The organism is Streptomyces carpinensis, from assembly GCF_002154505.1.
GTDB lineage: Bacteria > Actinomycetota > Actinomycetes > Streptomycetales > Streptomycetaceae > Streptomyces > Streptomyces carpinensis.
Genome location: NZ_MUBM01000208.1, coordinates 19,261 through 38,217, shown reverse-complemented (window position 1 = coordinate 38,217; position 18,957 = coordinate 19,261). Strand labels below are relative to the sequence as shown.

The 18,957-nt window shown below is 72.9% G+C and carries 16 protein-coding genes; 7 read left to right on the top strand and 9 right to left on the bottom strand.

All coding sequences use genetic code 11. The features are described from left to right. Window positions 1–4: 4 nt before the first annotated feature. On the bottom strand, window positions 5–901 hold the full coding sequence (locus BZY54_RS27025; RefSeq protein ID WP_086727930.1) for a M48 family metalloprotease: 897 nt from the start codon (window positions 899–901) through the stop codon (window positions 5–7). Further along, complete coding sequence (locus BZY54_RS27020; RefSeq protein WP_086727929.1) at window positions 898–1,281, bottom strand: BlaI/MecI/CopY family transcriptional regulator; 384 nt, start codon at window positions 1,279–1,281, stop codon at window positions 898–900. The genes BZY54_RS27025 and BZY54_RS27020 overlap by 4 nt, the downstream gene beginning before the upstream one ends. A gap of 263 nt (window positions 1,282–1,544) precedes the next feature. Between BZY54_RS27020 and BZY54_RS27015 the strand changes: the two genes are divergently transcribed. Both BZY54_RS27015 and BZY54_RS27010 read left to right on the top strand, forming a co-directional pair. Continuing rightward, window positions 1,545–3,041 (top strand): hypothetical protein, encoded by a 1,497-nt coding sequence (locus tag BZY54_RS27015; protein ID WP_086727946.1) that lies wholly within the window; start codon window positions 1,545–1,547, stop codon window positions 3,039–3,041. Further along, window positions 3,038–3,985, top strand: coding sequence for a lysylphosphatidylglycerol synthase domain-containing protein (locus tag BZY54_RS27010; RefSeq protein ID WP_086727928.1), 948 nt, complete (start codon window positions 3,038–3,040; stop codon window positions 3,983–3,985). Before BZY54_RS27015 ends, BZY54_RS27010 begins: the two co-directional genes overlap by 4 nt. Before the next feature lie 170 nt (window positions 3,986–4,155). Here the strand turns inward: BZY54_RS27010 and BZY54_RS27005 are convergent, their stop codons facing one another. From BZY54_RS27005 to BZY54_RS26995, 3 genes are read right to left on the bottom strand one after another with little or no spacing between them, the layout of a single operon-like run. Beyond that, window positions 4,156–4,926, bottom strand: a complete 771-nt coding sequence (locus BZY54_RS27005) for a phosphatase PAP2 family protein (protein WP_244217351.1) — start codon at window positions 4,924–4,926, stop codon at window positions 4,156–4,158. Beyond that, window positions 4,923–5,549: a phosphatase PAP2 family protein gene (locus BZY54_RS27000; RefSeq protein WP_244217350.1), complete on the bottom strand. Its 627-nt coding sequence runs from the start codon at window positions 5,547–5,549 to the stop codon at window positions 4,923–4,925. The genes BZY54_RS27005 and BZY54_RS27000 overlap by 4 nt, the downstream gene beginning before the upstream one ends. Further along, window positions 5,546–6,211 (bottom strand): DedA family protein, encoded by a 666-nt coding sequence (locus BZY54_RS26995; protein ID WP_086727927.1) that lies wholly within the window; start codon window positions 6,209–6,211, stop codon window positions 5,546–5,548. The genes BZY54_RS27000 and BZY54_RS26995 overlap by 4 nt, the downstream gene beginning before the upstream one ends. Window positions 6,212–6,553: 342 nt before the next feature. Here BZY54_RS26995 and efeU point away from each other — a divergent pair, with 342 nt between their 5' ends. The 3 genes from efeU (at window position 6,554) to BZY54_RS26980 (ending at window position 10,743) form a co-directional block, all read left to right on the top strand. Further along, a complete protein-coding gene (gene efeU / locus BZY54_RS26990; protein ID WP_086727926.1) occupies window positions 6,554–8,737 on the top strand; it encodes an iron uptake transporter permease EfeU in 2,184 nt (727 codons plus the stop codon). A gap of 95 nt (window positions 8,738–8,832) precedes the next feature. Beyond that, window positions 8,833–10,113, top strand: coding sequence for an iron uptake transporter deferrochelatase/peroxidase subunit (gene efeB, locus BZY54_RS26985; protein ID WP_086727943.1), 1,281 nt, complete (start codon window positions 8,833–8,835; stop codon window positions 10,111–10,113). Window positions 10,114–10,257: 144 nt separating this feature from the next. Beyond that, entirely contained in the window at window positions 10,258–10,743 is a 486-nt protein-coding gene (locus tag BZY54_RS26980) for a DUF5709 domain-containing protein (protein WP_086727925.1), read from the top strand. 227 nt (window positions 10,744–10,970) lie between these two features. Here BZY54_RS26980 and sthA read toward each other — a convergent pair whose 3' ends face one another. Together sthA and BZY54_RS26970 are read right to left on the bottom strand one after the other, a co-directional pair. Further along, window positions 10,971–12,374 (bottom strand): Si-specific NAD(P)(+) transhydrogenase, encoded by a 1,404-nt coding sequence (sthA, locus tag BZY54_RS26975; protein WP_086727924.1) that lies wholly within the window; start codon window positions 12,372–12,374, stop codon window positions 10,971–10,973. A gap of 105 nt (window positions 12,375–12,479) precedes the next feature. Further along, window positions 12,480–12,683 carry a hypothetical protein gene (locus BZY54_RS26970; protein ID WP_086727923.1) on the bottom strand — a complete coding sequence of 68 codons (204 nt, stop codon included), beginning with the start codon at window positions 12,681–12,683 and terminating at the stop codon, window positions 12,480–12,482. A 284-nt stretch (window positions 12,684–12,967) separates the two neighbouring features. On the opposite strand from BZY54_RS26970, the gene BZY54_RS26965 reads away from it, so the two are divergent. Together BZY54_RS26965 and BZY54_RS26960 are read left to right on the top strand one after the other, a co-directional pair. Next, window positions 12,968–14,830: a glycoside hydrolase family 15 protein gene (locus BZY54_RS26965; protein ID WP_086727922.1), complete on the top strand. Its 1,863-nt coding sequence runs from the start codon at window positions 12,968–12,970 to the stop codon at window positions 14,828–14,830. Window positions 14,831–14,917: 87 nt separating this feature from the next. Then, window positions 14,918–15,154 carry a hypothetical protein gene (locus BZY54_RS26960; protein ID WP_086727921.1) on the top strand — a complete coding sequence of 79 codons (237 nt, stop codon included), beginning with the start codon at window positions 14,918–14,920 and terminating at the stop codon, window positions 15,152–15,154. A 51-nt stretch (window positions 15,155–15,205) separates the two neighbouring features. Here BZY54_RS26960 and BZY54_RS26955 read toward each other — a convergent pair whose 3' ends face one another. Both BZY54_RS26955 and BZY54_RS26950 read right to left on the bottom strand, forming a co-directional pair. Beyond that, complete coding sequence (locus BZY54_RS26955) at window positions 15,206–15,982, bottom strand: chitosanase (protein WP_086727942.1); 777 nt, start codon at window positions 15,980–15,982, stop codon at window positions 15,206–15,208. A gap of 201 nt (window positions 15,983–16,183) precedes the next feature. Next, window positions 16,184–18,946, bottom strand: a complete 2,763-nt coding sequence (locus BZY54_RS26950) for a SpoIIE family protein phosphatase (protein ID WP_086727920.1) — start codon at window positions 18,944–18,946, stop codon at window positions 16,184–16,186. Window positions 18,947–18,957: the final 11 nt, after the last annotated feature.

Genomic DNA, 18,957 nt, shown 5'->3' with positions numbered 1-18,957 from the left:
ACTGTCAGTGGGGCAGGACGTGGCTCAGCAGCCGCAGCAGGTCGCCGGTGGCGTCGGCGGCGCCCAGCGCCGGCAGGGCGCCCAGGGCGAGGACGGCCACGGCGACGGACCGCAGGTGCGGGGGCGGGGCGGACTGGAGCGCGGCGACCCGGCGGGTGACGGCGCGGTCGGTGAAGTGCAGCGCGCAGGACGGCTTCGCCCGCCCCGCGGTGAGCGCCGCCCGGGCCAGTGCGCGGGCGGTGGTGGCGCGGTCACCGACCGCTGCCGCGGCCCGCTCGTCCGCCCAGCGCTCGACGAGGAAGACGACTGTGGCCCGCACCGGGGAGAGTAGCGGATTGGCCGCCGCGGCCAGCGTCGCCGCGGTCACCAGCAGCGCGTGGCGGTGCGTCAGATGGGCGCGTTCGTGGGCGAGCAGCACCCGGCGCTCCACCGGCCGCAGCGCGCCGAGCATCCCTGCGGTGACCAGGATCCGGCCGGGGGAGCCGGGGATCGCGAACGCCTGCGGCACGGGCGACGCGGCGACGATCAGCTCGGTGTCCCGGGGGTGCCCCTCGCTCAGCCGTCGCAGCGCCCGGCGCGTGCCGTGCTCGGCCCGGACGGCGCGCCACAGCCGGTGGGCGACGGCGGCGAGGGCCAGACAGGCGACGACCCCGATCGCCTCGGGCACCGGCACCACGAGCGACCGGCCGTCGGCCCGGGCCTCGGCGACGACCGGCGGGGTGTCGTCGACCAGGGTGACGGTCAGCAGGACGAGTGACCAGACCGTGGCCGCCGCCGTCACCACCGCGGCGGCCGTCAGGGCCCGCGCGGCGAGCGCGGGAGCCACCCGTCGGCCGACCGCCGGGCTGATCGCGGCGAGCAGCAGCGACAGCGCCAGGGGGATGTAGACGTCGATCGTCATACTGGGCCCCCGGTGAGCAGTTCGCGCAGGGCCCGCTCCTCCTCAGGGCTCAGCCCGGTCACGAACTGCTGCAGGGCGGCGATCGGATCGGGCCCCCGGTCCAGGGCCTCGTGCATGGCCTGGGCGGTCAGCTCCGCGGCGTTCTTCGCAGGCCGGTACGCGCCCCGCCGCCCGTCGACCTCGCGCAGCACCAAGCCCTTGTCGTACAGCCGTTTGAGGATGGTGTGCACGGTGTTGTAGGCCAGGTCACCGCCGATCTCCAGCTGGATCTCGGCCGGTGTCAGCGGCCGTTCCGTCGACCACAACGTCGCGAGGACCTCACTCTCCAACTCGCCCGAGCTGCGCCGTTCCGTCCTGCCATGAGGCCCTCTCCCAGCCATGCCCTCAACCTTACAGCGCGTAGTGATGTCAGGCGTCCGGCGGTGTCCCGCCCGGCGGAGCGCCCCGACGCGGGTTAGTTTGTCCCTTGTTTCTCCTTTGTGATCTGTTTTCTTGCTCTTCCTGGTCTTCCCGAGTCCTTCGATGTCCCCTGACTTTTTCTCGACGCTTTCCCGACGATTCCCCGACGTCTTACCCGACTCCTGCATCGATACCGCAGACTGGGGAGCCAGAACCCTACAGCGCGTAGGGGTGAGGGGTGGAGATGGCCGACAGCACGCACGCCATACTCGCCGGTACCCGGCGACCCGGACCAGCGCCCGGCTTGGGCCGCGCCCTGCGTTCCCGCCCGGACGTCCCCCTGGCAGCGGTGGCTGCCGCCTTCACCCTGGCCCAACTCCTCCTCGTCCGCCCCGGCATGGGCCTGGGCTGGGACGAGACCGTCTACGTCAGTCAGGTCAGCTCGCACGCGCCGGCGGCCTTCTTCAGCGCCCCCCGCGCCCGCGGCGTGCCGCTGCTGGTGGCCCCGATCGCCTCCTGGTCGTCGTCCACCGCCCTGCTGCGCGTGTACCTCGCCCTCCTGTCCGGCCTCGCCCTGTACCTCGCTCTGCGCGTCTGGCGGAACCTGTTCCCCGCCCGTGTCCTCGCCCTGGCCGGCGCCCTGTTCGCCTCCCTGTGGGTGACGCTGTTCTACGGCCCGCAGGCCATGCCCAACTACTGGGTCGCCGTCGGCGCCCTCGCCTGTGCCGGCTGCTTCGTGCGCGCCTACGCGGACCGAGACGACCGCGCGGCGCTGTGGGGCCTGGTCGGCGGATCCACCCTCATGGCGTGGATGCGGCCGATGGACGCCGTCTGGGCGGTGCTCCCGCTGCTGGCCCTCGCCCTGCTGCGACGCCGGTGGAGACCGCTCGCCGCCCTGATCGCCGGACTGGTCGCAGGCTCCGCCGAGTGGGTGATCGAGGCCTACGTCAGCTACGGCGGCCTGATGCAACGCCTCTCCGACGGCTCCGCCATACAGGGCGGCCTCGGCTGGCACCTCGCCGTGGTCGACCAGTTGCGCAGCCTGGGCGGGCGGGCCCTGTGCCGCCCCTGCACGGGCGAAGTTCCGAACCCGTTGGTCACCGCCTGGTGGTACGTCCTGCCACTGCTCGCCCTGCTGGGCCTCCTCCTGGCCCGCCGGGCCCGGCGCACCCTGCCCACACTGGTCGCGCTGGCCTGTGGCGCCACGGCTGCCTTCCCGTACCTCTTCATGATCGGGTACGCGGCGCCCCGCTTCCTGCTGCCCGCCTACGCCCTGGTCGCGATCCCGGTCGCCGACGCCCTCGCCCACCTCGTGCGCGGGCCGGGCGGCAGCCGGCGGCCGGTCGCCCTGACCCTGGTCGTCCTCGGACTGGCGCTCCACCTGGCGGTCCAACTCGCCGTCCTCACCCACACCGTCGGCCGGACCACGGCCGACCGCGTCGACTGGGACCGCACCGCCGCCCTGCTGCACCGCCTCGGGGTACGCCCACCGTGCCTGCTCACCGGCGAGGAGGCCATCCCGATCGCCTTCTACACCGGCTGCGACTCCGCCGCGGTCGACGGCCACAACGCCAACTCGACCCGGGCGATCATCGAGGAGACCGCCCGGCGGATTCCGGTCGCCACCCTCACCACCGCGAACGGCTCCCCACCCGCGTACGCCCGCACCTGGCCCGTCCATCGGTTCGGCGACCTGCGCCTGTACGTCGCGCCGACGGCGCAGAAGGGCACCGGCACATGACCTCCCCGCTCCTCACCGCCACGTCCGTCCTGCGTGGCCGTGCCTGGTTGCACACCGGGGCCACGCTCGCCGTCCTGCTGTGCGCGGCGTACCTCGGTCGGCGCCACTGGCCCGTGCTCGAGACCGGCGCCGGCAGGCTCGCCGACGCGGACCAGGGGTGGCTGCTGGTGGCCGCGACGGCCGCAGTCGCCACCTGGGCGTGTTCGGCCCTCGCCCAGCAGGGCGCGGTGGCCGAGCCGCTGCCCGGCGGCCGGCTCGTCGCCGCGCAGTTCGCGGCCTCCGCCGCCAACCACGTCCTGCCCGCCGGCATCGGGGCCGGCGCGGTCAACCTGCGCTTCCTGATGCGCTGCGGACTGACCGCCGGCCGTTCGGCGAGTGCGCTGGCGGTCAAGGCCACCGCCGGTGTCCTCGCCCGCGTCGTACTGATCGCCGTCCTGGCCGCGGCCTGCCCCGGCGTCCTGCGGATCCCGCACGTCCCGGCCATGGCCGTGGCCGCTGTCCTGGCCGCCGTCGTGCTGCTGACGGTGCTGCTGCGCGGGCCGCTGTGGTCCCGGTGCGGGCCGGCCGTGGCGGCGGTGCTCGCCGACATCAGGGCCGTGCACTCCCGGCCGCACCGGGCCGTCGCCCTGTGGGGCGGCTCGCTCGCCTTCGCCGCGGCGCACTCGCTGGTGGTGGCCGCCGTCGCCCAGGCCGTCGAGCTGCCACTGTCTGCGGCCCGGGTCGCCCTGCTCTACCTCGCGGCGAGCAGCGCCGCCGCCCTGCTGCCCACCCCCGGCGGCCTCGGCTCCCTGGACGCCGCACTGGCCTTCGCCCTGACCACGGGTGGCGCCCCGGCCACCGGTGCCGCGTCCGCCGTCCTCGGCTACCGCCTCCTGACCGTCTGGCTGCCGCTCGTCCCCGGCCTCCTGGTGCTGAGCGCCCTGATCCGCCGACGGGCGGTGTGAGAGGCGGCGGTGGGGTTGCGCGGTGCTGCGTCCGGCCGTGCGGGCGGGACGTGCCGTACGCGACCGCGCCGGGCTGTGCTGCGACGCGCCGCGCCCCTCTCGCGTCGGGCGCCACCCCCTGACGGCCGTGCCGCGTCACGACACGACACGACACGCAGAGCGTGACCACGTCACGCAGAGTCTGATTCCCTCGGATCCCCAGGAGGTTCTCCGGGCACGGAATCGTCCGCGGGTCCTCCGGGCCGCGTCCTCAAGCCGGCCACGACGTGCCCGGGCAGCCATCGGGCTGCCGCGCACAGCCACATGCCGAGCCAGCCGGCGGCGAAGAGCCAGCCGCCGAGCACGTCGGTGAACCAGTGCACCCCGAGATACACCCGGGTCAGGCCTACCAGCGCGCCCCAGCATCCGGCGACGAGACAGAGCGCCGTCCGGCCGCGCGGGGCGCGCACGGCCACCGCGAGGATCAGCAGCCCGGCGGTCAGCGCCGATGTGGTGGTGTGCCCGGAGGGGAACGCCCAGCCCGAGGCGTACGTCGCCCAGTCCTGCTGGGGCGGTCGCGGTCGGGCCACCAGCTCCATGACGCCGTACCGCACGGCCTGGCCCAGGGCCAGGCAGGCGACGCCGAGGGCCGCCGCGACCGTACGCTGCCGTGCCGTGCGGCCGACGACGATCCCAGCCAGCACGACCAGCACGTACGGCACGACACCCGTGCCGGTCGAGGTCAGCCCGCGCGCCACGGCCACCGCCACATCCGGGCGGTGGCCGACGGACCAGGACAGCAGGTTCTCGTCGACCGACAACGGTGTGCCCCGGCCGCCGACGACGAAGCTGATCACGGCGAACGCCGCCCACGCGCCGAGCCCGGTGCTGCCGGCCAGCTCCGCGGCGTCCGTCGGCCGTACGTGCCGCATCTGCCGCATGTGTCCCATCTGCCGGCTCATGACGTCAGCAGCGGCCGCAGCCGGGTGGCCGTGATGCGGCGGGCCAGCCCCTCGGGCCTGCGCAGCAGCACCCTCATCAGGACGAAGGCCACCAGACCGCCGACCACGATCCCGGCCGCCACGTCGTGCGGATAGTGCACGCCGACCCACACCCGGGAGGCCGCCATCGCGGCGGCGACCAGGGAGCCGATCACGCCGAGCCGGCGGGAGACGAAGAACAGGGCGACCGCGGCCGCCGCGGCGATCGCGGCGTGGTTGCTCGGGAAGGACCAGTCGGTGCGCGCCGGACAGGCCTCCAGCGTGATCGCGTGCAGCGCGCGGCAGGGCCGCACCTCGTGCACGGCGGACTTCACCAGCGCGTTGACGGCGTAGGCGACGACCACCACGACGGGCACGGCCAGAGCGGTCACCGCCGCCTCGGCGCCCACCCGGCGCGCCCGCCACCAGCCCACCAGCATGAGCACGGCGAAGACGGCGAGGCCGTACGCGGACCATATCTCGACCGTGTCGTCGAACCATCCGGGGGAGCGGCCGGCCAGGCCCACCACGTCCGCGTAGAGGGAGCCGTCGACCGACGGACCCGAGATGGCAAGCGGCGTCATACCCGGCAGGGCGAGTGTCATCCGCGTGCCTCCTTCGCCTTCGCGCGGCGGGAACGCAGGACCTCGGCGGCGAGCGGGATCAGCGACACGACGACGATCAGCGCGATCACGGGCAGCAGATACTTGTCGATGTTCGGGACCGACGAGCCGAGCGCGTACCCCGCCAGGGTGAGGCCGACGCTCCAGGCGAGACCGCCGGCGACCTGCCACACCGTGAACGTCCGGACCGGCACCCCCAGGGCGCCCGCCATGGGGTTGAGCACCGTGCGCACCACCGGAACGAAGCGCGCCAGCACGATCGCCTTCGCGAAGCCGTACCGCTCCAGGAGTTCCTCCGCGCGCCGCGCTCCCTCGTGCAGCCGGGGGGAGCGGCTGCGGGTGAGCAGGGCGCCGCCCGCCTTGCGGCCCAGCAGATAACCGCACTGCGAACCGGCGAGCGCTCCCACGACGGCGGCGAGCAGCAACGGGGCCAGCGACAGCTTCACGCCCCGGTCGGCCGAGCCCGTGCACAGCAGGCCCGCGGTGAACAGCAGCGAGTCGCCCGGCAGGAAGAAGCCGATGAGCAGCCCGGTCTCGGCGAACATCACCACGCCGACGCCGAGCACGCCGAAGGCGGCCAGTAGTGACTGAGCGTCCAGCACATTGACCGCGAGCTGCGACGACAGGTACAGGGGAGCGATCATCGTCGCGGGCCCTTTCCGTCGGGTCGGCGGACGCGTGGGACCGCGCCCGCCGAGTGACTACACATCTGTAGACCGTCTACGGAACTGTAGACGAAAATCATCCACGCGGCGTTCCCGTGATCGCGCCGCCGGGTGAATGCGGGCGCAGAAGGGCGAATCGACCACTCTGCACGCATCCGTGCGCCATGCGTTCGCCGGGCGTGCCGACTTTTGCCTCGCCATTACCACTCCATGACCGGCCGACTACATGGCTGTAGTCATGATGGGTCGCGAAGTAAGGCATGCCTTCTCTAACTCGGTCCCACGGTGGCCGGGGCGGCGTGCCGGGGAGGGCCGCACGGCATGTGGGACGACGCGTTTCCGAGCTTCCTGATCGGACTGCGAGAGGGGCTCGAAGGCGGACTCATCGTCTCCATCCTGGTCGCGACCCTGGTCCGGGCCGGTGCCAAGGCCAGACTGCCTCAGGTCTGGACCGGTGTCCTGGCGGCCGTCGCGCTCGCGCTGAGCTTCGGCGCGGTGCTCACCTTCACCGCCGCCTCGCTCTCCGCCACCGCGCAGGAGGCCTTCGGCGGCGCCCTCAGCGTGGTGGCGGTCGCGTTCGTCACCGCGATGGTGTTCTGGATGCGCCGTTCGGCCCGCAGCCTGTCCGGCGAGATCAAGGAGAAGGTGACCGGCGCGCTCGGCATGGGCGCGGGCGTGCTGGTCCTCACCTCCTTCCTCGCGGTGGGCCGCGAGGGCCTGGAGACGGCCCTGTTCCTGTGGACCACCGCCCGCGCGGCCGGGGAGTCCGCCGGGCCCATGACGGGCGCCGGCATCGGTCTCGTCCTCGCGGCCGGGCTGTGCTGGGGCCTTTACCGGCGGGTGCTGAGGATCAATCTCACCAAGTTCTTCACCGCCACGGGCGTCGTGCTCATCGTGATCGCGGCCGGCGTCCTCGGCTACGGCCTGCGCGACCTCCAGGAGGGCGGAGCGCTGCCCGGCAGGGCGGCGTACGCCGTCGACCTGAGCGGCGGCGTCGACGCGGGCTCCTGGTACAGCACCCTCGTCCAGGGCGTGTTCAACCTGACCCCGACGATGACCTGGCTGCAGGTGGTCGCCTACGTCGGCTACCTCGCCGTGGTGATGACCCTGTTCGTCCGCGGCGTACGCGCCACGGCGACCGCGCGGCGGACCGCCTCCGCACCGAAGCCGCAGACCCAGCCCGAACCGCGGGCCGAAACCGAACGCCGGGCCGAGCCCGAGCCCCAGCCCGAGCCCCAGGCCGGGGCGGGGGCCGCGGCTCACGCCGAGCCCGAACCCTCGGCCGAGTCGAAGCAGCCGGCCGCCCCCGCCGCGCCGGGCGCCTCCGCTGCCGCGCCCGCGCCCCGCCGTCGTCCCGCGTGGGTCGTCCCCGTGGCCGTCGTGGCGGTGCCCGCGGTGGTGGCGGGACTCGTCGTCGCCCTGGGCTGGCCCAAGCCCGCCGGGGCGCAGACCGTCGCCGTCTCCGAGACCGAGTGCGGCAAGGGCTTTGCCGCTCCCGAGCCGGGACGGCAGACCTTCCAGATGCACAACACCGGGTCCAAGACCTCCGAGGTGTACCTGATCGACCCGGCCACGAGCGCGGTCTACGGCGAGATAGAGGGACTGGCCCCCGGCACCACGCGTGACCTCGTCGCCACCGTCGCCGGCGGCAGCTACGCCTGGCGCTGCGTGCCCACGGGCGGCACGGCCGTCACCTCCAGGGCCGTACGGGTCGGCGGCGGCGGAGCGGCCACGGCGGTCGTCCCCGTGTCCGAGCAGGACCTCGCCGCCCCGCTCGCGCAGTACAGGAAGTACGTCGACGCGGGCCTGGCCACCCTCACCGCCCAGACCCGCAAGCTGAACGACGACATCCAGGGCGGCCACCTCGACACGGCCCGCACCGACTGGCTGACCGCCCACCGCACCTACGCCTCCCTCGGCGCCGCCTACGGCACCTTCGAGGACTACGACAAGAAGATCAACGGCCGACCGGACGGCCTGCCCGGCGGAGTCGGCGACAAGGACTTCACCGGCTTCCACCGCATCGAGTACGGCCTCTGGCACGGCCAGAGCGCGGACCGCCTCAAGGCCCCGGCCCGGCAGCTCGCCGCCGACGCGGCCGGCCTGCGCAAGGCCTTCCCCACCCAGGCCTTCGACCCGGGCGACCTGCCGCTGCGCGCCCACGAGATCCTCGAGAACACGCTGCAGTTCGAGCTCACCGGCGACGCCGACCAGGGCAGCGGCACGGAGCTGGCCACCACCGACGCCGACCTCGCCGGCACCCGCGAACTGCTCACCGTGCTGAGGCCGCTGCTGACCAGTCGCGCCCCGCACCTGCTGCCGACCGTGGACACCGACATCACCCGGCTGCAGAAGCTGCTCGACGCCGCCCACCACGGTGACTCCTGGACCCCAGTGGACCGGCTCGACACGACCACGCGGGCCCACCTCGACGGGGCCACCGGTCAGCTCCTGGAAGACCTCGCCCCCGTGCCGGACCTGCTGGAGATCCGGAAGTCCGCCTGATGACCGCACCACGCCCCCACACGCCCGGGCGGGCCGGGACATCCGGGATGTCCAGGGCGTTCGAGACCGCCGCACGTACCGAAGGGAACCGCTCCATGCCGTCCGTCGAAACGTCCGCCCCGCAGGGCGGCTGTCCCGCCGGTCACGGCCGCCGCACCTTCGTCAGGACCGCCCTGGGCGCCGGGGCCGCCGGAGCGGTCCTGGCCGGGGGCGGCTTCGCACTGGGCCAGAGCGGCACCGCCGAGGCGCAGGCCGCGGACACCGCCGACGCGGCGAAGATCCCCTTCCACGGCGCCCACCAGGCGGGGGTCGTCACCCCCGCGCAGGCCGCCGCGACCTTCGTCTCCTTCGACGTCATCGCCGACAGCCGGGACGAACTCGCCGACCTGCTCAGGACCATCACCGAGCGGGCCCGCTTCCTCACCGCCGGCGGCACCCCCACCGACCTGGGCGTCGGCGCCCCGCCCTCCGACAACGGCATCCTCGGTCCCGCGGTCCCCGCCGACGCCCTCACCGTCACCGTCGGCGTCGGCGCCTCCCTCTTCGACGACCGATACGGGCTCGCCAAGGCCAGGCCGCGCCGGCTCACCCCGATGCGCACCTTCCCCAACGACGCCCTCCGGGCCGCCGAGTGCCACGGGGACCTGTCCCTGCAGATCTGCGCGGACCGGCAGGACACGGTGCTGCACGCGCTGCGCGACATCGCCCGTCACACCCGCGGCGCCATGCAGATCAAGTGGCGCATCGACGGCTTCCAGAACACCCCCCGGCCCACCGGGGCCCAGCGCAACCTCCTCGGCTTCAAGGACGGCATCGCCAACCCGGACGTCACCTCGGCCCGCGAGGCGAACCGTCTGATCTGGGTGGGCGACGGCCAGGGCGAGCCGGCCTGGGCGAGCGGCGGCAGCTACCAGGTGATCCGGATCATCCGGATGCTGGTGGAGTTCTGGGACCGGGTGTCGCTGACCGAGCAGGAGAAGATGTTCGGCCGCCGCAAGGACACCGGCGCCCCGCTGGACGGCGCCAAGGAGAGCGACACCCCGAACTACGCGAAGGACCCGCACGGCACGGCGATCCCGCTGGACGCCCACATCCGGCTGGCCAACCCGCGCACCGCCGCCACCGACGCCTCCCGTCTGCTGCGCCGCGGCTACAACTACGACCGGGGCGTCGACTCCGTCGGGAACCTCGACATGGGCCTGGTCTTCTGCTGCTACCAGCAGGATGTCGTCCGCCAGTTCGAGGCCACCCAGACCCGGCTGATCGACGAACCCCTCGTCGACTACATCTCCCCGACCGGCGGTGGCTACTTCTTCGTGCTGCCCGGGGTGCGGAACTCCTCCGACTGGCTCGGCCGCGGACTGCTGGCGGCCTGACGGCCGGCTCGTCCGGGGGCCTGCCGGCGGCCCGAAGCGCTACCTCACGGCCGGGCGAGGAATCCAGGCCGGGCGATTGGACCGGCCGCGGCGGGAAACGCGGATCGCGACACTCCGACACCGAGTCGCCGCGAAGGAGGACCCGTGAGCACCGATCCGATGGCCGACGACGCCTACCAGCCCACCGGGAGCAGCGAGGAGCAGGAGGACGCCGCGCCGCTGGACATGCAGGACGCGGTGGACGAGCGGACGTACGACGACACCCTGGACGAGGGGTACTCCCCGCCCGAGAAGCCGCTCGGTGTCGAGAAGTACGGCACCACGGCCTCTGAACAGCACGACGGTGAGAGCCTGGACCAGCGGCTGGCCCAGGAGCGGCCCGACGTGGGGGAGCCGGAGGGCGACGATGTCGGCGACCTGCCCGGAGGCCAGGGGGAGCCCGTCGACCCGGAGGCGGGCACGGTCCGCGCCGGCCGCCTGGTGGCCCCGGACGAGGGCGCGCACACCGACACCACCAAGGAAGAGATCGCCGCCGACAAGGGCGTCGACGCGGGAGCCGCCGGAGCGGAGGAGGCCGCCGTGCACGTCGTCGAGGACGACAGCACACTCCCCGACGGCGACGAGCCCTGAACCCGCAGACCCGATCCGAGCCCGGTGACACGAACCTGAGCCCGGTCAACCGGCTCCGAGCCCGGTCACACGAACCTGAGCCCGGTCAACCAGCGCCGAGCCGGTAAACCGGCCCTGAGCCTGGTCACACGAACCTGAGCCCGGTCAGCCGGCCCCGAGCCGGGTCACCCGGCCTCCCGCCGAGGACGGGCGTCTTCCCGGAGCCCTGTGCAGACGGGGCCGGCGGCTCAGTCCCCGAGCCGGTCGATCTGCCGCAGCTTGTTCGTCGCGTCCAGGGCGGCGACCTTGTACGACTCCGCGAGCGTCGGGTAGTTGAACACCGCGTCGACCAGGTAGTCCACGGTGCCGCCGCAGCCCATCACCGTCTGCCCGATGTGGATGAGCTCCGTGGCCCCGGTGCCGAAGCAGTGCACCCCGAGCAGGGTGCGGTCCTCGGGCGAGACGAGCAGCTTCAGCATGCCGTGCGAGTCGCCGATGATCTGCCCGCGGGCCAGCTCCCGGTAGCGGGACACGCCGACCTCGAACGGCACGCGGTCCTCGGTGAGCCGGTCCTCGGTCCGTCCGACGAAGCTGATCTCCGGGATGGTGTAGATCCCGATGGGCTGCAGACGGTGCATCCGGCCGACGGGCTCCCCGCAGGCGTGGTAGGCCGCCGCCCGGCCCTGCTCCATGGACGTCGCCGCGAGCGCCGGGAACCCGATCACGTCGCCGACCGCGTAGATGTGCGGCACCTGCGTGCGGTAGTGCTCGTCCACCGCGATCCGGCCGCGCGCGTCGGCGGACAGCCCGGCCTGGTGCAGGTCCAGGCCGTCGGTGAGCCCCTGCCGGCCCGCCGAGTACATCACCGCGTCCGCCGGTATCTTCTTGCCGCTCTCCAGGATGGTCAGCGTGCCGTTCTGGTGCCGCTCGACGGCGGCCACCGTCTCCCCGAACCGGAAGGTGACCGCGAGGTCCCGCAGGTGGTAGCGGAGCGACTCGACGATCTCGACGTCGCACATGTCGAGCAATCCGGCCCGCTTCTCGACCACGGTGATCTTGCTGCCGAGGGCGGCGAACATGGAGGCGTACTCCATGCCGATGACCCCGGCCCCGACGATGACCATCGAGCGCGGCACCCGCTCCAGCGCGAGCACGTTGTCGGAGTCCATGATGGTTCGCCCGTCGAACTCGACGCTGTCGGGGCGGGCCGGGCGCGTGCCGGTGGCGATCACGACGTGTTCCGCGGTCAGCAGTCGCTCCTGGCCGGTCACTTCGCGCAGGGCGACGGTGTGGTCGTCGACGAAGCGGCCGGTCCCGGCGAACAGGGAGACGTGGTTGCGGGAGAGCTGGCTGCGGATGACGTCGACCTCGCGGCCGACCACGTGCTGGGTGCGCGCGGTCAGGTCGGCGACGGTGATGTCCTCCTTCAGCCGGTAGCTCTGCCCGTAAAGGTCGCGCTGGGTGAGTCCGGTGAGGTACAGCACCGCCTCGCGCAGGGTCTTCGAGGGGATGGTGCCGGTGTGGATGGAGACCCCGCCGACCATGTCGGGGCTGTCGACGACGGCGACCCGGCGGCCCAGCTTGGCCGCGGCGATGGCGGCCTTCTGGCCACCCGGTCCGGATCCGATCACGAGCATGTCGAAGTCGGGCACGTCCCGGAGTCTGACAGCACAACGCCCCCCTCCGGAAGAGCCCGGAGGGACCGGGGCAGCGCCCCGGTCCCTCCCGGCGGTCGGCGGAGCACGGTCCGCCGACGGCTAAGGCAGCAGCTTGTCCAGGGCGGCCGGGCCCTCCGTTTCGATCTTGTGCCTGGCCCATTCCAGGTTGCGCGGCGTGATGTCCCGGCCCGCGGCCAGCACGACGTCCTCGGGCGAGACGTCGGTGCCGGTACGGGCGTGGAGCACGTCGTCCGGGGTGCAACCCCCGGACCAACGGGATGCATCGGGTTGTGACGTCGACATGTGTCCTCCTCGGGTCCGGCCGGGTCCCCGCCCGGGTCCGGACTGCGCCGCCCGTGCTGCGGGACCGGGACCTCTACCCACCATTGCCCGCCGCGCCGCAGCCTGCATCCGGAAGGGCCCGCCGTTACCGGCCGGGCCGGCCCCGGCCGATTGTTGGGCATCTGCCCGACGCGCCCGAAAACATCCCTCCCGGCCGTCCCCTCCTAAGCTGGAAGAGCCCGAGAAGGCCGGACAGCGACACGCTCCGGAAGCTGTCCGCGTGCCCAGACAGGGAGGCCGTCGTGATGGCCGACATCCCGAGCCCGCACCCCGCGCCCGCCGCGCCGTCCCGATCCGGTGGGTCCGGCTACGTGCCGATCGCCGAGCACGGGCTGATCGGCGACCTGCGCACCGTCGCCCTCGTCGGCAGCGACGGCACGATCGACTGGTACTGCTGCCCGGCCTTCGACGCCCCGAGTGTCTTCGCCGCGGTGCTGGACGCCGAGCGTGGCGGCTGCTTCGAACTCGCCGCGGTCGAGGCGGTGCGTACCAAGCAGTTCTACTTCCCCGACACCAACGTTCTGATCACCCGGTTCTTCACCGAGGACGGCGTCGGCGAGGTGCAGGACTTCATGCCGGTGACCGGTTCCGCGGCAGACGGCGGGGAGGCCGACCGGCACCGGCTCATCCGGCGGGTGCTGTGCGTGCGCGGTACCCTCCCGTTCCGCGCGCGGGTCGCGCCCCGCTTCAACTACGGTGCCGACTCGCACACGCTCCGGTCCGAGGGCTGCATGGTCCTGTTCGAGTCGGCGACCCTGTCCCTCGCCCTCACGGCCACCGTGCCCCTGGAGATCGAGGGCACGGACGTGCGGTCGGAGTTCAAGCTCGCCGAGGGGGAGTCGGCCGTCTTCGCGCTCGACCAGGTGGGCGGCGAGGTGGCCCCGCGTCGGTGCCCGCACCTCGAGGCCGAGGACGAGTTCGCGGCCACCGTGAACTACTGGCGGCGCTGGCTGGCGCAGTCCCGCTACCGCGGCCGCTGGCGGGAGATGGTCCACCGCTCCGCGCTCACCCTGAAGCTGCTCACCTACGCCCCGACCGGCGCCATCGTCGCCGCGCCCACCACGAGCCTGCCCGAACGGATCGGAGGCGAGCGCAACTGGGACTACCGCTACGTATGGGTCCGGGACGCGGCGTTCGCCGTCTACGCGCTGCTGCGGCTGGGCTTCGCCGGCGAGGCCGAGGCGTTCATGCGGTTCCTGACCCGGCACATCAGTCCGGTCGAGGGCAAGGCGAACGGCCCGCTGCAGATCATGTACGGCATCGACGGCCGCACGGAGCTGCCCGAGCGCGAACTGCGCCACTTGGCGGGGCACCAGGGCTCGGCCCCGGTCCGGGTGGGCAACGCCGCCGCCGCCCAGCTCCAGCTCGACATCTACGGCGCGCTGATCGACTCGATCTACCTCTACGACAAGTGGGCGGAGCCGATCTCCAGCGGCCAGTGGGACGACGTGTGCGGGCTGGTGGACTGGGTCTGCGAGAACTGGGACCAGCCCGACGAAGGCGTGTGGGAGACCCGCGGCGGCCGGAAGAACTTCCTGTACTCGCGGCTGATGTGCTGGGTGGCCACGGAACGCGCCATCCGGCTGGCCAACCGGCGCGGGCTGCCCGCCGATCTGCCCCGCTGGCGGCAGACCCGCGACGCGATCTACCGCCGCATCATGGACCGGGGCTGGTCGGCCAGGCGACAGACCTTCGTCCAGTACGAGGACGGCGACGTACTGGACGCCGCCCTGCTGATGATGCCGCTGGCGAAGTTCATCGCGCCCACCGACCCCAAGTGGCTGTCCACCCTGGACGCGTTGACGGAGGACCTGGTCTCCGACTCCCTCGTCTACCGCTACGACCCGCGGTCCAGCCCCGACGGGCTGAACGGCGACGAGGGCACGTTCTCCATCTGCTCGTTCTGGTATGTGGAGGCCCTCACCCGTGCCGGCCGGCTGGACGAGGCCCGCCTCGCCTTCGAGAAGATGCTCACCTACGCCAACCATCTCGGCCTGTACGCCGAGGAGATCGGCCGCACCGGCGAACAGCAGGGCAACTTCCCGCAGGCCTTCACCCACCTGTCCCTGATCAGCGCGGCCTATAACCTCGACCGCGCCCTCGGCTGACGCAGGGTGTGTGCCGCGACGGGCGAGGGTACCCGGCGTGGCACCGAAGACGAAGGTCGCAGACCTCAGTGCGAGGAGGAGACCCGCATGACGAGCGGTACCGAGACCGGTGACATCACTGGTACGCGGGACAAGGACTACAACCTCATCTGGTACGTCGAGGCGTGCCTGAGCAACGCACTGCGTCTGGAGCAGTACATCCAGGACGCGGAACGGGACAAGGACAACGAGGTCGTGGAACTGTTCCGCAAGGCCCAGGCGGACAGCCGCAAGGGTGCCGAGCTGGGCAAGCAACTGCTGGGCACCCGCCTGAGCGGCGGCTGACGGCAGGTGCGCACCGGGCCGGCCCGGTGCGCCCGCGGCCGCAGGGCCGCGTCAGCCGATGTGGTAGGGGGCCCCGTACACCTTCCAGTCCAGCGGCGGGTTCAGGTCGAGGTTGCGCTTGCGCAGGAAGACCCGCTGTCCGGTGTCGACCCTGCTCGTCTCGCTGTGGGCATTCTCCTGCTTCATGGCCCACACCCGCGCGTCCAGGAACGCGTCCAGGTACGTCACCTCGTCGCCGCCCTGCGCCGGTGGCTTGGCGCTGCGCAGGGCGCGCCCGCGGATGTTCCGGAAGCTGGTCGGGTCGTCGCCGTCGCCGTGCATCACGATCGCGTCGTAGTAGGCGAACTGGCCGAGTGCGCGCAGTCCGTCCGCCTTGCCCTGACGGACGGCCGGGCCGAAGTAGGCGCGGTCCCGCTCGTCGTTCTGCGCCTGCTGGAACGCCGTGTCCCTGGCCGCCTTGCGCCAGTCGCCGGGGAGGCTCGGGTCGAGCCCGTCGTGCGAGTCGGTGCCGTCGACCCGGCGCAGGGCCGGGAGGTACTTGGCCAGGACATTGCCGGGCTTGCGGTCGGCGTAGAGCTGGACCAGGTTGAGCATGTCGCCGGTGCCCGAGCAGAAGCCGATGATCCCGACGGTGTAGCCGCGGCCGTCGCCGACGTCCTCGATGTACTTGTACTGCGCCTTCCAGTCGAGCGAGGAGTTCTCCGCGCTCGACACGAGCCGCATGGCGATCTCCTTCTTCGCCGGGTCGTCCAGGCCCGGTGCCGCCACCGAAGCCGCCGCCACGCGCGGGGCGCCGAGCAGGGGGACGGCGGCGACGGACGCGCCCATCAGAGCCAGGACGGCACGGCGGGAGAGAGCGGCCGGCACGACCGTGCCGGGGTTCGGATGCACCACGGGGGCTCCAAGTGAGAGGCGGGCAGTCGACCCTCAGGACCGACTAAAAGGAAGGTTTACTGTCAGAAAATCGTACGGACGGGCATCGGCCGAGCACGAAGTTCGTAGAACTCAACGAGATGAGGCCGCAAGACGTCAGTGCAGCGGCTGCTCCGCCCAGATGACCTTGCCGCCTGACGTGTACCGGGTGCCCCAGCGCTCGGCCAGCTGCGCCACCAGGAACAGGCCGCGGCCGCCCTCGTCCGTGGTGGTGGCGTACCGCAGATGCGGCGAGGTGTTGCTGCTGTCGAAGACCTCGCAGATCAGGGTGGATTCACGCAGCACCCGCACCCGGATGGGCGTGCTGCCGTAGCGGATCGCGTTGGTGACCAGTTCGCTCAGGATCAGCTCCGTGGTGAACGTCAGCTCCTCCAGCCCCCACTCGGCCAGCCGCCGGCTCACCGAGGCGCGTACGTCCCCGACGGCGGCCGGGTCCGCCGGTACGTCCCACTCGGCGACCCGGTCCCGGCCCAGGGCCCGGGTGCGCGCGACGAGCAGCGCGATGTCGTCACTCGGCCTGAACGGCTGCCGGGCGTCGAGCACCGCCTGGCACGTCTCCTCGGGCGACTCGCCGGCCACGGCGAGCGTGCCGCGCAGTCCCTCCAGGCCGGTGTCGATGTCCTGCTCCCGGTCCTCCACGAGCCCGTCGGTGTACAGGACCAGGCGACTGCCCTCGGCGAGCTCCAGTTCGGCCGTCTCGAACGGCAGCCCGCCCAGTCCGAGCGGGGGACCGGCGGGCAGGTCCGCGAACACCACCTCGCCCCCCGGCCGGATCACGGCGGGCGGCGGATGACCCGCACGGGCCATGGCACAACGCCGGGAGACCGGGTCGTAGATCGCGTACAGACAGGTCGCGCCGATGACGGGGGCGCTGGCGCCGTCCGCCGTCTCGTCCTGGTCGATGCGGCCGACCAGTTCGTCCAGCAGCCCGAGCAGTTCGTCGGGCGGCAGGTCCAGCGCGGAGAAGTTGTGCACCGCGGTCCGCAGCCGGCCCATGGTCGCCGCGGCGTGCAGCCCGTGACCCACCACGTCCCCCACCACGAGCGCGACCCGGGCCCCGGACAGCGGCAGGACGTCGAACCAGTCACCGCCCACGCCCGCCTGCGCGGGCAGGTACCGGTAGGCGATGTCGAGGGCGCCCTGCTCGGGCAGACTGCGCGGCAGCAGACTGCGCTGCAGAGTGACCGCCATGCCGTGCTCGCGCGTGTAGCGACGGGCGTTGTCGATCGAGACGGCGGCCCGCGCCACCAGCTCCTCGGCCAGGGCCAGCTCCTCGGCGTCGAAGGGCTCGTCCTTCTCGGACCGCCAGAAGCTGACCAGGCCCAGCACCACGGACCCGGCCCGCACCGGCACCGTGATCAGTGAGTGGATGCCGTACTGCACCACCCGCCCGGTGCGCTCCGCGTCCTGCGCCCGCCAGCCCGGGGCCGCCTCCAGCCGGGGCTCCAGGACCGGCCGCCGGGTGTGCAGGCTGGACGCCTGCGGAGAGGAGGCGACGAAACGAATCTGGCTGCCCACCGGGTACAGGGGGGCGTCGTCGCGGATCCCGCCGACCGCCGTACGGCGCAGCGCCGCGCCCGGATCCGGCTCCGCGCCGTGCAGCACGGCGTCGTACAGGTCCACGGTCACGAAGTCCGCGAACCGCGGCACGACCACCCGGGCCAGTTCCTCGGCGGTCCGGGTCACGTCCAGGGTGGTCCCGACGCCCACGCCGGCGTCGTAGAGCAGGCTCAGGCGCTCACGGGCCACCTCGGCGCGGCCGGAGAGCGCACGCAGCTCCGTGGAGTCGCGCAGGGTGGCCACGCTGCCCGACGGGCCGCCCTCCAGATCGGTGGGCCGCTGGTTGATCGCCAGCAGCCGGTCGCCGACCAGATGCACCTCGTCAGTGGCGACCCGCCCGGAGACCAGCAGGCCGGCGACGTCCGGATCGAGGCCGAGATCCGTCACGCGCCGTCGCTCCGCGTCCGCCGGCAGGCCGAGCAGTCGGTGCGCCTCGTCGTTGGCGAGCAGCAGTTCGCCCTCGTCGCCGACGATGATCACACCCTCCCGCACCGAGTGCAGCACCGCGTCGTGGTGCTCGTACATCCGGGTCATCTCGCCCGGTCCCAGCCCATGGGTCTGACGCAGCAACCGCCGGCTGACCAGCGCCGTACCCGCCGTGGCCAGGGCCAGGCCGACCGCCGCGGCGCCCAGCACGACGGGCAGCTGCCGCTCCGCGAGGCCGCCCACGCTCTCGGTGGTGATGCCGGCCGCCACCAACCCCACCACCGTGCCGTTCGGCGCCTTGACCGGCACCACGGCCTGCACCAACTGCCCTATGGTCCCGTGGATCTCCTCGATGACGGTCCCGCCGCGCAGCGCGGGCTCGATGGTGCCCACGAACTTCTCGCCGATACGGGCCGGCACGGGGTGGGTGTAGCGGACCCCCTTCGTGTTCATCACGACGATGAAGTCGACGTGCGCCGCCCGACGGGCGGCCTCTGCCCGCGGTTGCAGGATCGCCGTCGGGTCGGGGGCGGCGAGCGCCTCGCGGGTCCCCGGCGCGTTGGCGAAGGTCTCGGCGACCGCGAGCGACCTGTTGCGGGCCTCCTGAGTGGTGTCGCGCTGCACCTGCAGCACCAGCGCCACCACCGCCGCCAGCACCAGCAGCAGCACGATGACGACCTGCAGGACGAACACCTGTCCGGCGATGTTGCGCCCCCGCAGCGCCGCCCGCGCCCTGGCGAACCGGCCGCCCGCAGCACGGCTCCGCTCGGCGCGCTCACGCGCTCGCCGAGCCGGGCCAGGCGTCTGCTCGACGCGCTGACCGCTGGGACGACTGGTCGACCGGGTGCCGGTTCGACTCGGGAGTCGGACCATGAGCCATGTCT

Coding starts and splice junctions, on each gene's coding strand:
- BZY54_RS27005 (WP_244217351.1), bottom strand. CDS start 4,926: ATGAGCCGGCAGATGGGACACATGCGGCAGATGCGGCACGTACGGCCG.
- efeU (WP_086727926.1), top strand. CDS start 6,554: ATGTGGGACGACGCGTTTCCGAGCTTCCTGATCGGACTGCGAGAGGGG.
- BZY54_RS26995 (WP_086727927.1), bottom strand. CDS start 6,211: ATGATCGCTCCCCTGTACCTGTCGTCGCAGCTCGCGGTCAATGTGCTG.
- BZY54_RS27000 (WP_244217350.1), bottom strand. CDS start 5,549: ATGACACTCGCCCTGCCGGGTATGACGCCGCTTGCCATCTCGGGTCCG.
- BZY54_RS27025 (WP_086727930.1), bottom strand. CDS start 901: ATGACGATCGACGTCTACATCCCCCTGGCGCTGTCGCTGCTGCTCGCC.
- efeB (WP_086727943.1), top strand. CDS start 8,833: ATGCCGTCCGTCGAAACGTCCGCCCCGCAGGGCGGCTGTCCCGCCGGT.
- BZY54_RS26960 (WP_086727921.1), top strand. CDS start 14,918: ATGACGAGCGGTACCGAGACCGGTGACATCACTGGTACGCGGGACAAG.
- BZY54_RS26955 (WP_086727942.1), bottom strand. CDS start 15,982: ATGGGCGCGTCCGTCGCCGCCGTCCCCCTGCTCGGCGCCCCGCGCGTG.
- BZY54_RS26950 (WP_086727920.1), bottom strand. CDS start 18,946: ATGGTCCGACTCCCGAGTCGAACCGGCACCCGGTCGACCAGTCGTCCC.
- BZY54_RS27010 (WP_086727928.1), top strand. CDS start 3,038: ATGACCTCCCCGCTCCTCACCGCCACGTCCGTCCTGCGTGGCCGTGCC.
- BZY54_RS27015 (WP_086727946.1), top strand. CDS start 1,545: ATGGCCGACAGCACGCACGCCATACTCGCCGGTACCCGGCGACCCGGA.
- BZY54_RS26965 (WP_086727922.1), top strand. CDS start 12,968: ATGGCCGACATCCCGAGCCCGCACCCCGCGCCCGCCGCGCCGTCCCGA.
- BZY54_RS26970 (WP_086727923.1), bottom strand. CDS start 12,683: ATGTCGACGTCACAACCCGATGCATCCCGTTGGTCCGGGGGTTGCACC.
- BZY54_RS27020 (WP_086727929.1), bottom strand. CDS start 1,281: ATGGCTGGGAGAGGGCCTCATGGCAGGACGGAACGGCGCAGCTCGGGC.